The organism is Moorella naiadis (nom. illeg.) (genome assembly GCF_051020825.1).
Lineage (GTDB): Bacteria > Bacillota > DSM-521 > Neomoorellales > Neomoorellaceae > Neomoorella > Neomoorella naiadis.
The window spans coordinates 1-19,117 of sequence record NZ_JAXGFQ010000004.1 but is presented as its reverse complement, the minus strand read 5'-3'; the positions used below and the strand labels follow the sequence as shown (position 1 = coordinate 19,117).

Below are 19,117 nucleotides of genomic sequence, written 5' to 3'. Positions count from 1 at the left end.
GAGCTGATTTACATATGGCACCAAGGGCGCTGCTTAGCGTTGCCGACAAAACTGGCTTGGTGGAATTCGCCCGCGGCCTTGTCGACCTGGGCTGGGAGCTCATCTCCACCGGCGGCACGGCCCAAACGTTAACTGAGGTCGGCCTGCCTGTCACCCCGGTAGCGACTGTTACCGGCTTCCCGGAGATCCTCGACGGCCGGGTGAAGACCCTGCACCCACGGGTCCACGGCGGCATCCTGGCTAGGCCGACCCCGGAACACCAGGAGCAGCTCCAGGAACAGGGCATCCAGATCATCGACCTGGTGGTGGTCAACCTCTACCCTTTCCGGGAGACCATCGCCCGGCCCGGCGTGACTCCAGAAGAGGCCATCGAGAATATCGACATCGGCGGCCCGGCCATGGTGCGGGCGGCGGCTAAAAACCACGAGCGGGTGGCGGTGGTCGTCAACCCGGCCAGTTACGGCGAGGTGCTGGCCGAGTTGCGGGAACAGGGCGCCGTCAGCCCGGCCACCCGGCGGCGCCTGGCGGCAGCCGCCTTTGCCCATACTGCCGCCTATGACGCGGCCATTGCCGCCTACTTCCAGCGCTTAATCCGCCATGAAGAAGCCTTCCCGGCCAGCTTCGTCCTCAGCGGGGAAAAGGTCCAGGACCTGCGCTACGGCGAGAACCCCCACCAGGGGGCCGCTTTCTACCGCCTGCCGGCCCCGCCCGCCGGCAGCCTGGCCGGGGCCCGGCAGCTCCAGGGCAAGGAGCTTTCCTATAACAACCTCATGGACCTGGATGCCGCCTGGAACCTGGCCTGCGACTTTAAGGAGCCGGTGGTGGCCATCATCAAGCATACCAACCCCTGCGGCGTCGCCCGGGCCGCTACCCCGGCCGTGGCTTACCGCCTGGCCTACGCCGCCGACCCGGTTTCCGCCTTCGGGGGCATCGTCGCCTGCAACCGGCCGGTGGACGGCGAAATGGCCGGGGCCGTGGCGGAGATCTTCCTGGAAGCAGTCATTGCCCCGTCCTTTACCCCGGAGGCCCTGGCGATCCTGAAAAGCAAAGCCAACTTGCGCCTCCTGGCTGCCGGCGCCAGGGCCGGCTACCATACCCAGGAATATCTGGTCCGGCCCGTCAGCGGCGGCTTCCTGGTCCAGGAGCCGGATTACCATATCCTCGACCCTGAACACCTCAAGGTGGTAACCACCCGTCAACCTGAAGCCGGGGAAATGGCAGACCTCCTCTTCGCCTGGCAGGTGGTCAAGCACGTCAAATCCAACGCCATCGTGGTGGCAAAGGATGGTGTCACCCTGGGGGTAGGCGCCAGCCAGATGAACCGGGTGGGGGCGGCGCGCCTCGCCCTGGAGCAGGCCGGGGCCCGGGCGAAGGGGGCCGTCCTGGCCTCCGATGCCTTCTTTCCCTTCGGCGATACCGTGGAACAGGCGGCTGCAGCCGGCATTACGGCTATTATCCAGCCCGGCGGCTCCATCCGCGACGAGGAATCCATCCAGGCAGCCGACGCCGCCGGAGTAGCCATGGTCTTTACCGGCGTCCGCCACTTCCGTCATTAAAGGGGGTAGTGTCAGGTGCGCGTCCTGGTAGTCGGCGGCGGCGGGCGGGAACACGCCCTGGTGTGGAAAATCGCCCAAAGCCCTGGAGTTACGGAAATCTACTGCGCCCCGGGCAACCCGGGTATCGCCCGGCTGGCAAGTTGCGTTCCTATAAACGCAAACGATGTCGCTGGCCTGATAGGCTTCGCCCGCCAGGCAGCTATCGATCTCACCGTTGTCGGTCTCGAGGCCCCCCTGGTGGCCGGTATTGGCGACGCCTTCCAGGAAGCGGGCCTACCGATCTTCGGCCCCTCCCGGGCGGCGGCCCGGCTGGAAGGAAGCAAGGTCTTCGCCAAGGAAGTGATGCTCCGGGCCGGCATCCCTACCGCCCACCATGCTACCTTTACAGCGGCCGGGGCGGCCCTGGCTTACTTGGAGGCCCATCCCGGCCCGGTAGTCGTGAAGGCCGACGGCCTGGCCGCCGGCAAGGGGGTGGTGGTGGCCGAAGATCCGGCTACAGCCCAGGACGCGGTAAGGGATATGTTCAGCGGCCGGTTCGGCGCTGCCGGGGCGAGGGTGGTCATCGAGGAGCGCCTGGAGGGGGAAGAGGTCAGCATCCTGGCCCTCTGCGACGGGGAGACGCTTTTACCCCTGCTGCCTTCCCAGGACCACAAGCGGGTGGGGGAAGGGGATACGGGTCCCAATACTGGCGGTATGGGGGCCTATGCGCCGGTCCCCTTTTACACCCCGGCCATAGCCGGTCAGGTAGAGGAGGCCATTCTCCGGCCGGTGATCCAGGCTATGGCTGCGGCTGGCCACCCCTACCGGGGTGTCCTTTACGCCGGGCTGATGTTGACCCGGGAAGGCCCTAAAGTCCTGGAATTCAACTGCCGCTTCGGCGACCCGGAGACCCAGCCGCTGGTGCTGCTTCTGAAAAGCGACCTGGTAGAGCTGATGCTGGCAACCGTGCGCGGCGAGCTGGCCGGGAAGGAAGTAGAATGGTACCCGGGTGCGGCCGCCGGGGTGGTCCTGGCGGCCGGCGGTTATCCCGGGCCTTACCGGAAGGGCGAGCCCATTATCGGGCTGGAGGAGGTACCGGCCGGGGTGGAAGTCTTTCACGCCGGCACCGCCCTGGCGGACAACCGGGTAGTAACGGCCGGGGGCCGGGTCCTCTGTGTCACCGCCCGGGGCGAAGATTTACCGGCCGCCCTGGCGCGCGTCTATGCCGGTATCAGAGGCATCCATTTTCCCGGTATGCACTACCGCCGCGACATCGGCCGCCGGGCGCTGCCTGCTCGCTAGAAGCTAGCAACGAGGGGCTGTGGGACAATAAATCCCGAAATACCCCTGGATGCATAAAGTTTCCTCCACCGGTGAAAGCTAACTTCCATGGGAAGGGCTGGCGCCGGTTTTTTATTTTCCGGTGGTGCCGCCTGGCGGCATGGAAGTCCAGCCTGTGTACGTAGGAGGGAACAAAATTGCCCGGTCCTTATCGCAAGCCTTTAAGAGCGGCCCTGTTCCGCCGCCGGCAGCGTCCGGTCCAACAGGGGAAGCAGGGCGGGAAACAGGTTCAGGGTCAGTCCTCTGGCAATAACCAGATGACCCCCTACCCGCCCCTGGAGGAATACCAGCTGACGGCCGAACTGAAGCTCAACCTGGAGCAATTAAAGAAGATCTTTGCTAAATGCAGCGACGTCGTCCACCGCGATTTTTATCTGGGTCAGGCGCTCAAGGTAGCCGTTTTTTATATCGACGGCATGGCCGATAAAAAACTGATTGAAGATACCCTGGTGCGGACCCTGCAGCAGGCGCCGGCGGAGTTGGCCCGGTACCTGGCGGAGAAGACCCGGGACTTGGTCACCGTCATGGAGAGCATTATGCCCCTGACGGACGTGGCGGTTTGTGATAATCTGGCGGTCGTGGTCAAACACGTCCTCAACGGCGACACGGTCCTGCTCCTGGATGGTTATAAAAAAGCCCTGGCCCTGAGTACCCGCTCCTGGGAGCACCGGTCCATTGAAGAGCCCATAACCGAGAGCGCGGTACGGGGCCCGCGGGAGAGCTTTATCGAAAGCCTGCGGGCCAATACGTCCCTCATTCGCCGGCGCCTGAAGACCCCCGCCCTGAAGATGGAGGCTATCTGCCTGGGTCGCTATACCATGACCAACGTCGTTATTGCTTACATCGAGGACCTGGCCGACCCGGCGGTGGTGCGAGAGGTGCGTCAGCGCCTGGAGCGGATCCAGATCGACGGCGTCCTGGAAAGCGCCTACATCGAAGAGCTTATTGAAGACAACCCTACTTCCCCTTTTCCCCAGATTGACCATACCGAGAGGCCGGATAAAGTGGCGGCCGCCCTGCTGGAGGGGCGGGTGGGCATCTTGGTGGATAATACTCCCTTTGCCCTTGTTGTACCCACCGTTTTTGTCCAATTCCTCCAGTCCAGCGAGGATTATTATGAACGGTATTACCTGGCCAGTTTCCTGCGCCTGGCCCGGTTTGTCGCCCTGAATGTCGCCCTCCTCTTGCCGGCACTTTATGTGGCCGTCAGCACCTTTCACCAGGAAATGTTGCCTACCAACCTCCTGGTCAAGCTGGCCTCCCAGCGGGAAGGGATTCCCTTCCCGGCGGTGGTGGAAGCCCTGATTATTGAGCTGACCTTCGAACTCCTGCGGGAGGCCGGGGTGCGCCTGCCCCGGCCGGTAGGCCAGGCGGTGAGTATTGTCGGCGCCCTGGTCATCGGCGAGGCGGCCGTCAGCGCTAGTCTGGTTTCCCCGGCCATGGTCATTGTCGTCGCCATGACGGGGATTAGCTCCTTTGCCACCCCTTCTTACGCCATGGCCATTACTTTGCGCCTGCTCCGTTTCATCATGCTGATTTTGGCGGGAACCATCGGTTTTTACGGTATCATGCTCGGCCTGCTGGTTATCCTGGTGCACCTGAATACCCTGCGTTCCTTTGGCGTTCCCTACCTGGCGCCGGTGGCACCGGCAAACTTCGGCGATTTTAAAGATGTCTTTGTGCGGGTGCCCCGCTGGGCCATGAACTCCCGGCCCGACCAGATCGGCTACCGCGACCCGATCCGCCAGGGGGCCGGCCTGCAGCCGACGCCGCCGGCCAGTTCCAATCCCCCACCCCGAAGGGGAGATTCCTAGATGCGGGAAGAGGGTTATATCAGCCCCCGCCAGGCGGCGGTGTTGTTGTGGTTCGCCATCCTGCCCACGGCCATTCTTTTCCTACCGTCCCTACTGGCCCTGCGCGCCCACCAGGATGCCTGGCTGGCCGTTATTGTGGCCACTTTGGCGGCCGGAGTACTGTCCCTCGGTATTTACCTGCTGGCCCAACGCTTTCCCCATTATACCCTATTTCAATATTGCGAGTTGATCCTGGGAAAACCGGTGGGCAAAATGGCGGCTCTGTTATTTGTCCTGGCTTTCTTTTTACTAAACTCCGTCGTCATCCGGGAGTTCAGTGAGTTTTTGACGACTGCTGTCATGCCGGAGACACCTTGCCTGTTTTTTGCCTGCAGTATTGTCGCCGTAGCTATCTATGCCGCCCGCCAAGGCCTGGAGGTTATCGCCCGCTGTACGGATTTTATCATGCCCTTGCTGGTGGCGTTTATAGTTATTATCCTGCTCTTTGCCGCGCCGGAAATGACGGTCCGCAACCTGTTCCCCGTAATGGAATACGGCCCCCGCCCGGTTTTGGGCGGCGCCCTGGTGACCTGGAGTTTCCTGGGCCAGGTGATTATCCTGGCTGCCTACGGCGCCTTCGTCAATTCGCCCCGGGCCCTGGGGCTCAGTCTGGTAACCGGATTGGCAGGCATCGCCTTTTTCCTGGGCCTGGTGACCATGGGGATAATCTTTGCCTTTGGGCCCTTCGAAGCCTCGCGCCTGATTTTTGCCGGTTATACCCTGGCGCGCGTAGTCTCCTTGGGCCAGTTTTTTGAGCGCATCGAAGTGCTTTTCCTGGCCATCTGGGTGGCCGGGGTGTTTATTAAAATCACCCTTAACCTTTATGTTACCGCCCTGGGCTTGGCTTCTGTCACCGGACTCAAGGAGTTCCGGCCCCTGGTGGCGCCCCTGGGGGCTTTGAACATCGTGATCGCGGTTATTTCTTATCAAAACCTCAGTGAAGTTCGGCGTGATTTGTTGATGGTCGAACCGGGCTGGACTTTGACCTGGCAGCTCCTGCTGCCGGCGCTTTTGCTGGTCGTGGCCTGGCTGCGGGGGAAAAGGAGGACCGGGTCGTGAGGGTCTGGTGCCGGCGGTTGCTGGCCGGGGTTTTGCTGGCCTGCGGCCTGCCCCTCCTCACCGGCTGCTGGAGCCGCCACGAGATTGAAGATCTGGCGATTGTTATGGCTGCGGCCCTGGATACCGCTCCTGGAAACCAGGTGCGTTTGAGCGTTTATGTTGTTATTCCCCGGGCCGTAGGCGGGGGCCCCTCCATGGGTGGCGGCGGCGGCGGTGAACCCAAGAAAGCAGGTGAGATTATCAGTGCCACCGGCAGCGACTACTCCCAGGCCGCCCGCCGGCTGGAAGGACAGGTGCCGCGGCGCCTTTACTGGGCCCAGAACCGGGTCCTGGTTATTGGCGCCGACCTGGCCCGCCGGGGGTTGTATTACCTGGACCTTTTTATCCGCGATCGCCAGATGCGGCTGATCACGCCGGTTTTAATCACGAGGGGTGAAGCGCGCCGGGTGCTGGACCTGCCGCCGGGGATCGAACTAAACACCGGTACCATCTTGACGGGAATTTTACGCAATCACACCACTTTTAAAGTGGAATTAAAGGACCTTCTGGCCATGTGGGAGGCGCCGGGAGATAACCCGGCCCTGCCCGAGGTGGTTATGACGCCGACACCGGAACAGGGAAGCCAGGCACCAGGTGGCGGTGGGGGACAGGACGCCGGGAGAGGGGGCAAGGAAGGAGAGAAAAAGCAACAACCCGAAGCTGTAGTCATCAAGGGTGCCGGAGCTTTCCGCTACGACCGCCTGGTTGGCTGGCTCGACGAAAGGGAGACCAACGGCCTCATGTGGCTGCGGGGGGAGGTAACGGAAGGAGTTATTACTGTGTCCCTCCCGCCCGGGGTCCGGGGACCGCTGACGGGACAGGGTCCGGGCCGGCAAAAGGGCCAGGAACAGAGTCCGGATGCCGGCCAGGGGCAGGGTGCATCCCCCGGGGAGGACCAGGGTCCCGGCCAGGGCGGGGCGCCAAGCCCCAGGGCGACGAAGGGAGAGCGCCGGGATCTGCCCCTGGTGCAAACTCCGACCCCAACACCGGCCCGGGCTTCTATTGCCTTTCACCGTATTAACACCAATACGCAGGCCCGGGTCCAGGGCCAGCAGGTTGTTTTTACAGTACACATCAAGGGCCACGGCGATTTGCTCGAGGTGATAGGCAACTTCAACCCTGACAACCTGGACCAGTTACGGGTCATTCAGGAGGCCGTGAACAAAGAAATTGCCGACCGCGCCCGGGCCGTCGTGGCTAAAGCCCAGCAGGAACTGCGGACGGACCTTTTCGGTTTCGGCGAGATCCTGCACCGGAGCAATACCCGCTACTGGCACCAGGTCCAGGACCACTGGAACGATGAATTTCCCCGGGCCCAGGTGCAGGTCGAGGTCGAGATCCAGTTGCGGCGGGTGGGTATGACCAACAGGACGCCGGGCATAATCAGGGCCGCGGGTGGTAAAAGCGTCACCCAGGGCAACACCAGGTAAACCCCTTTACTTGCTCTAGCGCCGGGGCCCATCCCCACCTGTGGGTCCATTTTGGCAGAACCCTATTTTCGGGGGAGGTTATTAAGGGGAAAATGCTAATCCTTATTGTCCTGGGGTTCCTGAGTATCGCCTATTTGGACGCTCCAACCCTCTGGCAGAAAAAAGAATGGCGGGAACTCACCGTCATGGGCATTATCTGGACCTTGGGCCTGGCCCTAGCCTTGGCCGTGGCCTTAAACCTCCCCCTTCCCAGTCCGGCCAAGCTCCTGGCCCGGGTCTTTGGCCCGTTGACGGAATGGTTGAGCGGGTTGATTGGTTGAAGGAGCAGTGATTTTCAGGAGGAAAAAGCCTGGTCCGTGGCGAAAATAACCAGGGCGGTTTTCAAGCAATTTCCTTGAACTGCCGCGGCCGGGTAGTGAACACCCACCGATGACCTTAGGCCCGGAATATGGTCGCGATGGCCGCCGTCTGCTTTTGTCTGAAAATATAATGGTGTCTGGGAGAGGGTTTTTATGGATCGGGATAAATTACGGGACCCCCAGGTCGATGGGCTCTTCCAGGCCATCCTGGCCCTGGAAGATATTGACGAGTGTTACCGTTTCTTTGAAGACCTCTGTACCACCGCCGAGATCAAAGCCATGGCCCAGCGCCTGGCCGTAGCCCGTCTTTTACGGCAGGGGGTCACCTATACGGCCATTGCCGAAATCACCGGGGCCAGCACCGCCACCATCAGCCGGGTCAAGCGATTTTTAAATTATGGCGCCGACGGTTATAAGCTGATTCTAGAGCGCCTGGAGAGCGATGGTAAATAGAACCTCCGGAACCGGGTCGGGGTGAGAGCCCGGGGCAGGGTGGGATCCAGGTAGGAAAGCGGCAAGCCCGGGTGTAACCGGCAGTTTTCCTGCCTCTATCTGCTTTTAGGGGAGCTAATTAATAGTCAGGGCCATTTATAGCGGTAGGCGGGCTTTGCTTTGCGGGGGGAACGAGTGTTATCATTACGTTAATACGTTAACATATTAAAGCAGGTGGAGCCAGAGTGGCCATTAACCTTCCCCTCCAGGTGCCAGCCGGGGTAAGGGACTTTTTGCCTCCCCAGGCGGCCGCCCTCAGGCAACTGGAACAGCGGCTGCTGGCTTGCTTCCGGAGCTGGGGTTACCAGGAAGTAATGACCCCGACCCTGGAATTCGCGGCAACCTTTCAAGCCGGCTCCCCGGCCGGGGATGAAGATACCCTCTACAAATTTATCGACCGCCAGGGGCGGGTCCTGGCCCTGCGGCCGGAAATGACCGCTCCCATTGCCCGCCTGGCAGCAACCTCCCTGCGCCGCCGGGAACTGCCCCTGCGCCTGGGTTACAGCGCCCGGGTCTTTCGCTATGAGGAACCCCAGGCCGGGCGGCAGAGGGAGTTCCACCAGGCGGGTGTGGAGCTTATCGGTGCCGGGGGCGTGGCCGGGGATGTGGAGATCATTGCCCTGGCAGTGGAAAGCCTGGTGCAGGCTGGTTTGGATGATTTTCGTCTGGGGTTGGGCCAAGTGGCCGTGACCAAGGACGTCCTCCAGGATCTGGGCCTGGCCCCGGAGGTTGTCGCCAGGATTAAAACCGCCCTGACCGGCAAGGACCTAGTGGCCCTGGAAGGAATCTATGACGAATATCATTTAACCGGGGAGCGGCGACGGCAGCTGGAATTGCTGGCTGCCATCAACGGCGGCGACGAGGCCCTGGCCGAGGCCCGGGCCTGTTTCGGCCATACGGCCGCGGCCGCTTCCCTGGCGGAGTTGTCCCGGGTATGGGCGGCTTTGCGGGCCGCCGGCCTGGAGAAATGGCTCTTTATCGATCTGGGCATCCTGCGGGATTTTGATTATTATACGGGGATTGTCTTTGAAGGTTACGCGCCGGGTATGGGGGCTCCAATCTGCGGCGGCGGCCGTTATGACGGGCTCCTGGCCCGGTTTGGCTATCCCTGCCCGGCTACGGGCTTCGCCCTGGGCCTGGAAAGGGTCCTTCACGCCAGGGGTGCTATGATCCAGGTAAGCCCGGCAGAGGGCTACCTGGTAGCCGGGCCGGATCCGGCCGCCCTCCTTCGGCGGGCCCGGGAACTGCGCCGGGACGGAGCAATGGTAATTCTCGATGGTGAGAGCCGGGGGCGGGCGGAAGCAGCCGCCCGGGCCGCAGATCAGAACTTGACCTTAGTCTGGGTGGACGAGGAAGGCTGAGCGCGAAGTTTGCTAGCCGAGAATTTACGGAGGAAGATCATGGGTGCCAATTTGCTGACCCTGGCCCTGCCCAAGGGCAAGCTGGGCCAGGATGCTTTACAGCTTTTACAGGCAGCCGGGTTGCCGGTAGAGGGAGTGGCTACCGAAGCCCGGCAGTTGACCTTTATCTTCCCCGCCGAAGGGGTACGTTACCTGATCTGCCGGCCCACAGACGTGCCGACCTATGTGGAGCACGGGGCTGCTGACCTGGGAATTGTCGGCAAGGATACCTTGGCCGAAGCCGGGGCGGACGTCTTTGAGCTGGCCGATCTGGGCTTCGGCTACTGCCGTTTTGTCGTCGCCGCCCCCAGGGAGCGCTGGGAAGGGGCCGGCCGCTCCCTGGAGAACCTGTTGGCCGGCAGCCGGCGGGTGGCCACCAAGTTCCCCCGGGTGGCGGCCTCTTTTTTTCAGGAACGCGGGCTGCCGGTAGAGATCATCAAACTCCACGGCAATATTGAACTGGCTCCCCGGGCGGGCCTGGCGGATTTGATCGTCGATATCGTCTCTACCGGGCGGACCCTGAAGGAGAACGACCTGGTGGAGGTCGCTCCTATCTTTCCATCTACTGCCCGCCTGATAGCCAACCGGGTTAGCTATCGCATTAATTATCGCCGCCTTACCCCGGTGGTGGAATCCCTGAAGCGGGCGGCCGGTCAAGGGGGAGAAAAAGTTGTTACCACTTCGTGATGGGGAAGAGGTCCGGCGTCGCTGGTCCGGGCGCTTACTGGCCCAGGAAAAAGTGGCCGCCAGGGTACGGGCTATTGTGGCCGATGTAAAGGCAGCAGGCCAGGCCGCGGTAGAGCGTTATACCCGCGAACTGGACGGCGTTGACTTGCAGGCAGCCGGTTTCCGGGTGACGCGTGAAGAAGTCGAGGCGGCCTTCCAGGCCGTCCCTGATCACCTGGTGCAGGCCATTTCTAAGGCCCGGGATAATATTGAGGCCTATCACCGCCGGGAATGGAAGGGTTCCTGGATGGAAACGGATAAAACAGGTACCATCCTGGGCCAGCTCTGCCGGCCCCTGGGGCGGGTGGGCCTCTACGTACCTGGCGGCACGGCGGCTTATCCTTCCTCAGTGTTGATGACCGCCGTACCGGCCCGGGTGGCCGGGGTAGCGGAGCTAGCCCTGGCCACCCCGCCGCGCCGGGACGGCACCCTGCCGCCCCTACTGCTGGTAGCGGCATCTGTGGCCGGGGTGGAGGAGATCTATAAAATGGGGGGCGCCCAGGCTGTAGCCGCCCTGGCCTATGGAACGGAAAAGGTGCCGCCGGTGGATAAGATCGCCGGGCCGGGGAATATTTACGTCACCCTGGCCAAGAAAGAAGTCTATGGCCAGGTGGACATCGATATGCTGGCCGGGCCCAGCGAGATTGTCGTCATTGCCGACGGCAACGCCCGACCGGAGTGGGTGGCCGCTGACCTCCTCTCCCAGGCCGAACACGACAACCTGGCCGGGGCGGTCCTGATTACGCCTGATGCCGGCCTGGCCCGGGCAGTGGTCGCTGCGGTAGATCGCCAGCTGGCTACCCTGCCCCGGCGGGAGATAGCCAGCCGTTCCCTGGAGGATTATGGGGCGGCCGTGGTAGCGGCCGACCTGGAAGTAGCCCTGGATCTGGCCAATAACTTGGCACCGGAACACCTGGAGCTGTATGTAACCGACCCCTGGGGCCTGGTGGGCCAGGTGGAGAATGCCGGGGCCATTTTCCTGGGACCCTACAGCTCCGAACCCCTGGGGGATTACCTGGCCGGCCCCAGCCACGTCCTGCCTACCGGGGGCACAGCCCGGTTCTATTCGCCTTTGAGCGTGGCTACCTTTATGAAGAGGAGCAGTCTCATTGCCGCCAGCCCGGCCTACCTGCAGGCGGCCGGCGGCTTCATCCAGGACCTGGCCCGGGCCGAGGGCCTGGAAGCCCACGCCCAGGCAATAGCCCTGCGGGTGGGAGAAGGGGGTAGTTCGCAATGAGTCGCGAGGCCCTTGTTGAGCGGCGGACAACGGAGACAAATATTCGCGTCAAGCTGGAACTGGACGGTAGCGGCACCTGGCAGGGAAGCAGCGGCATCCCTTTCTTTGATCACCTCCTGGCCCAGCTGGCCCGCCACGGCCTCCTGGACCTGAAGGTTTGGGCCGAGGGCGACCTGGAGGTCGATAACCACCACACCGTGGAGGATATCGGCATCTGCCTGGGACAGGCCCTGAAGGAGGCCCTGGGGGATAAAGCGGGTATTGGCCGCTACGGCAGCGCCCTGGTACCCATGGACGAAGCCCTGGTCCAGGTGGTCCTGGATTGCAGCGGCCGCCCCTACCTGGCCTGGGGCCTGGAGTTGCTCCCGGGTCGGATTGGCAGCCTGGAGACGGAGCTGGTGGAGGAGTTTTTGCGGGCCCTGGTTAACAACAGCGGCCTGACCCTCCACGCCCGGCAACTGGCCGGCCATAATAGTCACCACCTGGCGGAGGCCCTCTTTAAAGCCCTGGGCCGGGCCCTCCGGCAGGCCGTCACCCTCGACCCCCAGGTGGCCGGAGTACCTTCCACCAAGGGGAGCCTTACTTAAATAGCGATTTTTTGGAGGCACCTGCATGCGCCCGTTAGCTATTATCGACTATGGGATGGGTAACCTTTTGAGCGTCCAGAAGGCCCTGGCCCGGCTGGGTTATCCTGCTGAGGTCACTGGCGACCCCGGAGTAATCACTGCTGCTCCCGGGGTGATCCTGCCCGGGGTAGGGGCCTTTGCCGACGCTATGACCAACCTGCAGCAGCAGGGGCTGGTGGCCGTCATCAGCCAGGTGGTAGAACGGGGGGTGCCCTTCCTGGGTATCTGCCTGGGGCTGCAACTCCTATTTTCCACCAGCGAGGAAGGGGGACTGGTAGCCGGCCTGGATCTCCTGCCCGGTGCGGTTAAGAGGCTGCCGGGGGGCCTGAAGGTGCCCCATATGGGCTGGAACCAGGTCCGCTTCCCGCGGCCGGGAGCCCTCTTCCAGGGGATTCCCGCGGGAACAAACTTCTACTTTGTCCATTCTTATTATATTGTCCCCCGGGATGCAGAAGTGGTTACGGGGACGACCACCTACGGCCTCGAGTTTGCCGTCAGCATCCAGCGGGGCAACCTCTTCGGGGTCCAGTTTCATCCCGAGAAGAGTAGCAGCCTGGGGTTGGCGGTTTTAAAGAATTTCGGGGAGGTGGTGCGTCATGCTGATCATGCCGGCCATTGATTTACGTGAGGGCCGCTGTGTGCGTCTTTACCAGGGGCGGCTGGAAGACGAGACCGTCTATTCCACCGATCCGGTGGCTGTAGCCCGGGGGTGGGTGGAACGGGGGGCTTCCTGGCTCCACGTGGTGGACCTGGACGGCGCCTTTGCCGGCCGGCCGCGCAACCAGGAGGTTGTGGCAGCCATTATCAAGGCCGCTGGGGTACCGGTCCAGGTGGGGGGTGGCATCCGCAGCCTGGAGAGCCTGGCGGCCCTGCTGGCTGCCGGCGCCGCCCGGGTGGTCTTGGGTACGGTAGCCATTACCAACCCGGAGGTTGTAGCTGCGGCGGTGGAACGTTTTGGCGAACAGGTAGTCGTAGGCATCGACAGCCGTGCAGGGATGGTCGCCATCGAGGGCTGGGAGGCTACGGTGTCCCGGGGGGCGGTGGAGTTCGCCCAGAGTATGGCCACCCTGGGGGTTAAAAGGACGGTCTTTACTGACATCAGCCGTGACGGCACCCTGCAGGGCCCTAACACTGCCGCTATCCGGGAGATGGCCTGCCACAGTGATTTAAAGATTATCGCCTCCGGGGGCATCGCCAGCCTGGACGACCTGCGGGCTCTAGGGGAGCTGGAAACCATAGGCGTAGAGGGGGCTATCCTGGGCCGCTCCCTTTATAACGGCAATTTTACCTTGGAGGAGGCCCTGGCCGTGGCCGGGGGAATTGCTAGCCAGGCAAGCAAGTAGGTAGATGCTGATTGCCAGGACATCAAGCTATTACCAGGCAGCCGGAACCTTACGGTATTAATTGCTGTTTTTAGGGGATCTTCCGGAGTCAGGTTATTAATAACCAGCTAATTTCGGAGGGGCATGAGGGAATGCTCACCAAGCGGATTATACCCTGCCTGGACGTCGACCACGGCCGGGTGGTGAAAGGTACCAACTTCTTAAACCTGAGGGATGCCGGTGATCCGGTAGAATTGGCGGCGGCCTATGACCGGGCCGGGGCCGACGAATTGGTCTTCCTGGATATCTCCGCCTCGGTGGAGGGCCGGAATATTATGGTCGACGTGGCCCGGCGGGTGGCGGCAGAGGTCTTCATCCCCTTTACCGTCGGCGGGGGCCTGCGATCGGTTGAGGACATCCGTGCCATGCTGGCTGCCGGGGCCGACAAGATCTCCCTGAACACAGCCGCCGTCCTGGACCCGGACCTGGTGGCTATGGCCGCCCGGCGTTTCGGCAGCCAGTGCGTGGTGGTGGCCATCGATGCCCGGCGTACCGGTCCCGGTGAATGGGAGGTCTATACCCACGGCGGCCGGCGGCCCACCGGCAAAGGGGCGCTCGCCTGGGCACGGCAGGCGGAGGAGCTGGGGGCCGGGGAGATCCTTTTAACCAGCATGGACTGCGACGGTACCCAGGACGGCTATGACCTGGAGCTGACGGCCGCCGTCAGCCAGGCCGTCAATATCCCGGTAATTGCCTCCGGCGGTGTCGGCAGCCTGGAGCACCTTTACCAGGGTCTAACGACCGGCCGCGCTGATGCTGTCCTGGCTGCTTCTATCTTTCACTTTGGTACCTATACTATTGCCGCAGCCAAGGACTACCTGGCCCAACGCGGCGTACCGGTGCGGTTGTAAGGAGGTATTTCCTATGGCCGTTACTATTCCCAGTATTATTCACTTTAACGCCGAGGGCCTGATCCCGGCCATTATTCAGGATATCGCGAGCGGCCAGGTGTTAATGCTGGCCTATATGAACCGGGAGTCCCTGGCCCGGACCCTGGCCACCGGTGAGACCTGGTTCTATAGCCGCAGCCGCCGGGAGTTATGGCATAAAGGGGCGACATCGGGCCACCGCCAGTATATCGAAGCTGCCAGTTATGACTGCGACGCCGACGCCCTCCTTTTCCAGGTACGCCAGGTAGGGGTGGCCTGCCACGAAGGGGAGTTTTCCTGTTTCCATAATCCCTTGCCCTTGCAGGTGAGCCGCCCCCGGACCACCGCAGGGGGAGGCGGCTGGATGGCAGGCAGTGTACCAGAGGGGGGGTGTTACCCTGCACCGGAAGAACCGGGCCGGAAGGGGCCGGCGTCAGACGGCGACGGACACGGGGGTTTAGACGCGGCCGGCGTACAGGCCCCTGCTTTGCCGCCGGTAGCCACGGCTGGGCCGGGAGATGTTCCCGCCCCAACCGCTAAATTCGACCTGGGAGCTGTTCTGAACGAGGTCTTTCGGGTGATCAAGGAGCGCCAGGCCACCAGGCCCGAGGGCTCCTATACGGCTTATCTTTTTAATAATGGCCAGGACAAGATCTTGAAGAAAATCGGCGAAGAGGCCGGGGAGGCGATCATCGCCTCTAAAAACGACAGCCGGCATGAGATCCTTTACGAACTGGCTGACCTCTACTACCACACCCTGGTCCTCCTGGCCTACCACGACCTGGAACCGGGTGAGCTGGCTGCCGAGCTGGCCGCCCGACGCTAAATATAGATGGCAGAAGCCGGCAGCCCCGCAACCTGCGCGTCATTAAGCATTGCTCCAGAATGTGGTTGGGGGAAAGACTCCCCCCCTTATTTTTTCCTGGCCAAGGCTCGGTATTTGTGGTAATATAAAGAATAATGTACGGAGGTGGGGGATTATGGTAATTAGTTGGCGCACTAAACTGCTCTATTTTATCCTTTTACTGCTGCTGGCCCTGGCGCCGGGCACCATAGGTACGGCCCTGGTGGCCCTGCAGGGTACCAGCTGGCAGACCCTCCTTTTACCGGCCATTATCGCCGGCGCTTTAGGTTTGGTTTTAAGCCTGATTATCCTCACTAACCTTTACATAAAGTGGATGCGGCCCTTGCAACGGATGCTGCAGTTCCTCAATTTACTGGGGGAGGGCGACCCGGTCCGGGCCCAGCAGTCTTTGCAGGGGGCTCAGTTGGGGGAGAGCTTCCAGGGACCGGTGACAGCCGTCCTGGATAGCTTTTACCGCCTGGTAGGCCGCCTGCAGTTGACTGCCGATGAATTAAGTTACTTTTCTCGTAATCTGGGGGAGAGTTCCGGCACTACTTATCGTAATCTGGAAGAGGTTACGGCGGCCATCCAGGGCATTGCCAGCGGCGCCGACGAGCAGGCCGGTTCAGCCCAGCAGGTAGCCGAAAATATCAATGTTTTACATAGTCTGGCGGAGGACATCAGCGACCGGGCCAGCCTGGGTATGGAGCTGGGTGAGGAGGTCAGCCAGAAGGAAAAGGAAGGCCAGGGTTTTTTGGAGCAGTTGCTCCAGGAGATCAAAGCCGGGGCTACTTCCATCCAGGAAGCGGCCGGGCGGATGCGCCAGCTGGAAGCCAAAATGAACCAGATCAATACCTTGGTCCAGGCGGTGACGGATATCGCCGATCAGACCAACCTCCTGGCCCTGAACGCCGCCATCGAAGCTGCCCGGGCCGGAGAGCAGGGCCGCGGCTTCGCCGTGGTAGCCCAAGAGGTGCGCAAGCTGGCCGAACAATCGGCGGCGGCAGCCCAGAATATAACCTCCCTGGCCGCCTCTATCGGCGACGAAGCGCGCCAGACGGCGGCCCAGGTGGACAAGAACGTGGAACTGGTCCAGCATAACCTCCAGCGCGGCGCCCAGGTGCGGGAGAACTTTACTACTGTGAGCCAGGCGATCAGCAAAGCGGCGGAGGTCATGACCAACATCAGTCACCAGGCTGCCAACCAGCTGGCCAGGGTGAAGGAGGTCAGCGAAGCTGCCAACCGCATGGCTGCCGTGGCCCAGGAGACGGCGGCCAGTATCGAAGAGGTGTCGGCCTCGACCCAGGAACAAAAGGCCACCATGGCCGTGGTAGAGGAGAATACCCGCAAGTTTACGGAGATGGCCCAGAATTTCGCGACTATGGCCGCTGCCTACACCAGGGAAGGTTGGGATGCAGGTTTACGCCGGGAGCTTATACGGGAAGGTCAGGCGGTATTGGCTAAGGTAGCCGCCAACCCGGCCGTTAAAAAGATGGAGGCCACCAGCCTGGCGCCCCTTCTCGATGAAACCTTCAGTAACTCGCCCATTATCCAGACCCTGATCGCCACCCTGCCCGATGGTCAAGCCATCTACAACCGGCCGCAGGCAGCAGTTACCAATTGGGCCTTCCGGCCGTGGTTCCAGGCGGCCATCAAGGGTGAAAACTATGCTAGCGAGCCCTATGTGACCCAGAGTTCCAACCGGGTGGCTATTACCGTGTCCGTGCCGGTCCGCAGTGATGACGGCCGGATTGCAGGCGTCCTGGCGGCCAACATCGCCCCGGCGGAAAGATAAGCGGCTATTGCTGGCAATAAGGGCGCGCCCTCTCATTATTTACCAGGGGCGCGTCTTTTATTAGGCGTCCGCCCGGGAGAATTTTCTGGGCCGGGTTATTGTAGCCCGGCACTAAAAGGCGGGGCGGGACATATGATGATTATAGATTAATTTTTAAACAATGGGGTGAAGCCAGTGAGCATTGATCCCGAAACCCTGCGCCAGCGCCTGTTGGAAGCCGCCATGCAGGGGATCTCCCCCGGCCAGGTATTCAAAGAGTTGGGTATAACCCCCGACAACCCCCGGGCTTTAGAGGAACTAATGAAGCAGGCCGGTTTTGACCCGAGCAGCTTCTTCCCGGATGGCCAGGTGGATATGCCGGGCATGATTAATAACCTGACCAAGGATTTGAGCCCGGAGGTGAAACAGCAGCTTTCCCAGGTTATCCAGGGCATGGCCTATGAGTTGAATAACGGCCAGCCGCTGCCGCCGGATGTCGAGGAGTTTTTAAAAGGCTGGGGGAAGGGCAACTAATTATTAAGATATAACCGCGCTACCCTTGTGGGAGTTCGATTTTACGCCAGGAGAACTGGTTTCCTTTCAAGGGGCCGCAGATTCGCTGGTTAAGCTAGGAGATAAAGGGTACGGAGGTGTTGGGTTATGCCTAATGAAAGACCCGGGGCACCGCCCCGGCAAAAGCCCGCGCAGAAACCCACTTTTGATCTCACCTTTTTGGTCAATGTTTTGAGCCTGGTGGGTTCCCTCTTTTTCCTGTTCGCTTCAATCCTGGCCTTTGCCATTCCTTCACCGGTGCCGCCGGCAGATTAAAATTTGCCAGTGATACCGATAGGTTGGCGCTGGCAGAAGGCAGACTTTCATACCGGGGCTTACGTCCAACACCAACCTCGATTTTCACGATCGGGCAGCTATTACTTTTGCGGGAAAAGTAATAGCTGCCTTTTTTTGTTTCTAAGGGGCAAAGGCTATTTTTTCCTTAATGATGGTCGCCATTTCTTCAACCCGCAATATATTGGGGGGAAAACCGTAGGTTAATAAACTTTGGCCCAGGCGGGTAATCTGGGGCGGTTTAACAAAGCTCTTTTTTAATTCCTCCGGGTGGGCAAACACCTCGTCTGTCGGCCCGTCCATAATAATTTGTCCCATGGCCATAACTACGGCCCTTTTGGCGTAGCGAGCGACGATAGGCATGTCGTGGGTAATAATGATGATGATGTGGCCGCTGTTTTCGTGGAGTTCGGTCAGGAAATTCATTATCTCGTGGGACTGGTGCATATCCTGGCCGGTTGTCGGTTCATCAACAATAATCACCTTGGGCCTTAAAGCCAGGATGGAGGCGATAGCTACCCGCTGGCGTAGCCCTTTGGGTAAAAAGAAGGGGTGGACGCCCAGGTGTTCATCCTTTAAGCCCACCACCCGCGTCGCCTCGATAACCCTTTCTTTGATTTCCGCTTCTTTTAAGCCGATATTGCGGGGTCCGTAGGCTATTTCATCGTAAACGCTGCTGTTAAAAATCTGATGGTCAGGGTTTTGAAAAACGTACCCCACGCGCCTTACCATATCGGCAACGGCAGCGGTGCCGGTGTCGAAGCCATCGACCAGGACTGTGCCTTCGCTGGGTTTCAGAATGCCATTCAAGCATTTGGAAAGGGTTGTTTTACCGGAGCCATTCTGGCCGATGAGGGCTAGAAAATCGCCGTCATGGACACGGAGATTAATCTTCCTTAAAGCTAACGTCCCATCAGGGTAACTATAAGAAAGGTTCTGGACATCGATATAGGCAGCCATGGATTACACCACCCTGGCTAAAGATTTGCGGATTTGTTTGCGGGCCTGCTCAATATCTAAAGGAAGGGGACCGGTCCAGAAACCATCCTTCTTTAAGATACCAGCCATCTGGGTTACCTCGGGCGGGTAGATCCGGTTGGCGATTAGCAGGTCGTAGTTATCGAAGAACTCCCGGGTTGGGGCCTGAAAAATAATCCGGCCGTCATTAAGCAAAGCCATTTCGTCGGCCACGGCAGCCAGGAGTTCAAGGTTATGCTCGATGGCAATAATGATTCCGGTGCAAAAACCCTCTCAAAACACCTTCAAATCGACATAATGTAGCAGGAATATTTACCATAACGGCGA

20 protein-coding genes are annotated in these 19,117 nt (G+C 61.0%); 18 read left to right on the top strand and 2 right to left on the bottom strand.

The annotated features are described in order from the left end of the window. The first annotated feature begins 14 nt into the window (after positions 1-14). From purH to SDD30_RS03415, 18 genes are all read left to right on the top strand, one after another. The gene (gene purH / locus SDD30_RS03500; protein ID WP_434073552.1) at positions 15-1,556 is read left to right on the top strand and encodes a bifunctional phosphoribosylaminoimidazolecarboxamide formyltransferase/IMP cyclohydrolase; all 1,542 of its coding nucleotides are present in this window, start codon (positions 15-17) and stop codon (positions 1,554-1,556) included. Positions 1,557-1,571: 15 nt separating this feature from the next. After that, positions 1,572-2,837, top strand: a complete 1,266-nt coding sequence (purD, locus tag SDD30_RS03495) for a phosphoribosylamine--glycine ligase (protein ID WP_434073551.1) — start codon at positions 1,572-1,574, stop codon at positions 2,835-2,837. A 296-nt stretch (positions 2,838-3,133) separates the two neighbouring features. After that, the gene (locus SDD30_RS03490; RefSeq protein WP_434073701.1) at positions 3,134-4,690 is read left to right on the top strand and encodes a spore germination protein; all 1,557 of its coding nucleotides are present in this window, start codon (positions 3,134-3,136) and stop codon (positions 4,688-4,690) included. Continuing rightward, the gene (locus SDD30_RS03485; protein ID WP_434073550.1) at positions 4,691-5,788 is read left to right on the top strand and encodes a GerAB/ArcD/ProY family transporter; all 1,098 of its coding nucleotides are present in this window, start codon (positions 4,691-4,693) and stop codon (positions 5,786-5,788) included. It abuts the gene before it with no gap. After that, on the top strand, positions 5,785-7,257 hold the full coding sequence (locus SDD30_RS03480; protein ID WP_434073549.1) for a Ger(x)C family spore germination protein: 1,473 nt from the start codon (positions 5,785-5,787) through the stop codon (positions 7,255-7,257). The genes SDD30_RS03485 and SDD30_RS03480 overlap by 4 nt, the downstream gene beginning before the upstream one ends. A 92-nt stretch (positions 7,258-7,349) precedes the next feature. Beyond that, positions 7,350-7,577 carry a hypothetical protein gene (locus SDD30_RS03475; RefSeq protein WP_434073548.1) on the top strand — a complete coding sequence of 76 codons (228 nt, stop codon included), beginning with the start codon at positions 7,350-7,352 and terminating at the stop codon, positions 7,575-7,577. A 192-nt stretch (positions 7,578-7,769) separates the two neighbouring features. Next, positions 7,770-8,069, top strand: a complete 300-nt coding sequence (locus SDD30_RS03470) for a YerC/YecD family TrpR-related protein (RefSeq protein WP_434073547.1) — start codon at positions 7,770-7,772, stop codon at positions 8,067-8,069. 224 nt (positions 8,070-8,293) lie between these two features. Continuing rightward, positions 8,294-9,469 (top strand): ATP phosphoribosyltransferase regulatory subunit, encoded by a 1,176-nt coding sequence (gene hisZ / locus SDD30_RS03465; RefSeq protein ID WP_434073546.1) that lies wholly within the window; start codon positions 8,294-8,296, stop codon positions 9,467-9,469. A gap of 39 nt (positions 9,470-9,508) precedes the next feature. Beyond that, positions 9,509-10,195, top strand: coding sequence for an ATP phosphoribosyltransferase (hisG, locus tag SDD30_RS03460; protein WP_434073545.1), 687 nt, complete (start codon positions 9,509-9,511; stop codon positions 10,193-10,195). After that, positions 10,179-11,471, top strand: a complete 1,293-nt coding sequence (hisD, locus tag SDD30_RS03455) for a histidinol dehydrogenase (protein WP_434073544.1) — start codon at positions 10,179-10,181, stop codon at positions 11,469-11,471. Before hisG ends, hisD begins: the two co-directional genes overlap by 17 nt. Next, a complete protein-coding gene (hisB, locus tag SDD30_RS03450) occupies positions 11,468-12,058 on the top strand; it encodes an imidazoleglycerol-phosphate dehydratase HisB (RefSeq protein ID WP_434073543.1) in 591 nt (196 codons plus the stop codon). Before hisD ends, hisB begins: the two co-directional genes overlap by 4 nt. 25 nt (positions 12,059-12,083) lie before the next feature. Then, a complete protein-coding gene (gene hisH / locus SDD30_RS03445; RefSeq protein WP_434073542.1) occupies positions 12,084-12,716 on the top strand; it encodes an imidazole glycerol phosphate synthase subunit HisH in 633 nt (210 codons plus the stop codon). Further along, entirely contained in the window at positions 12,694-13,440 is a 747-nt protein-coding gene (gene hisA, locus SDD30_RS03440) for a 1-(5-phosphoribosyl)-5-[(5-phosphoribosylamino)methylideneamino]imidazole-4-carboxamide isomerase (protein ID WP_434073541.1), read from the top strand. The genes hisH and hisA overlap by 23 nt, the downstream gene beginning before the upstream one ends. Before the next feature lie 131 nt (positions 13,441-13,571). Beyond that, entirely contained in the window at positions 13,572-14,330 is a 759-nt protein-coding gene (hisF, locus tag SDD30_RS03435) for an imidazole glycerol phosphate synthase subunit HisF (RefSeq protein WP_434073540.1), read from the top strand. 13 nt (positions 14,331-14,343) lie between these two features. Beyond that, complete coding sequence (hisI, locus tag SDD30_RS03430; RefSeq protein WP_434073539.1) at positions 14,344-15,174, top strand: phosphoribosyl-AMP cyclohydrolase; 831 nt, start codon at positions 14,344-14,346, stop codon at positions 15,172-15,174. Positions 15,175-15,328: 154 nt separating this feature from the next. Continuing rightward, complete coding sequence (locus tag SDD30_RS03425) at positions 15,329-16,987, top strand: methyl-accepting chemotaxis protein (protein ID WP_434073538.1); 1,659 nt, start codon at positions 15,329-15,331, stop codon at positions 16,985-16,987. A gap of 174 nt (positions 16,988-17,161) precedes the next feature. Next, positions 17,162-17,500 carry a hypothetical protein gene (locus tag SDD30_RS03420; RefSeq protein ID WP_434073537.1) on the top strand — a complete coding sequence of 113 codons (339 nt, stop codon included), beginning with the start codon at positions 17,162-17,164 and terminating at the stop codon, positions 17,498-17,500. A 126-nt stretch (positions 17,501-17,626) separates the two neighbouring features. Further along, complete coding sequence (locus SDD30_RS03415; protein WP_434073536.1) at positions 17,627-17,794, top strand: hypothetical protein; 168 nt, start codon at positions 17,627-17,629, stop codon at positions 17,792-17,794. A 141-nt stretch (positions 17,795-17,935) separates the two neighbouring features. Here SDD30_RS03415 and SDD30_RS03410 read toward each other — a convergent pair whose 3' ends face one another. Next, positions 17,936-18,772, bottom strand: coding sequence for an energy-coupling factor ABC transporter ATP-binding protein (locus tag SDD30_RS03410; RefSeq protein ID WP_434073535.1), 837 nt, complete (start codon positions 18,770-18,772; stop codon positions 17,936-17,938). 3 nt (positions 18,773-18,775) lie between these two features. Next, positions 18,776-18,991, bottom strand: coding sequence for a hypothetical protein (locus SDD30_RS03405; protein WP_434073534.1), 216 nt, complete (start codon positions 18,989-18,991; stop codon positions 18,776-18,778). Between the last annotated feature and the right edge of the window lie 126 nt (positions 18,992-19,117).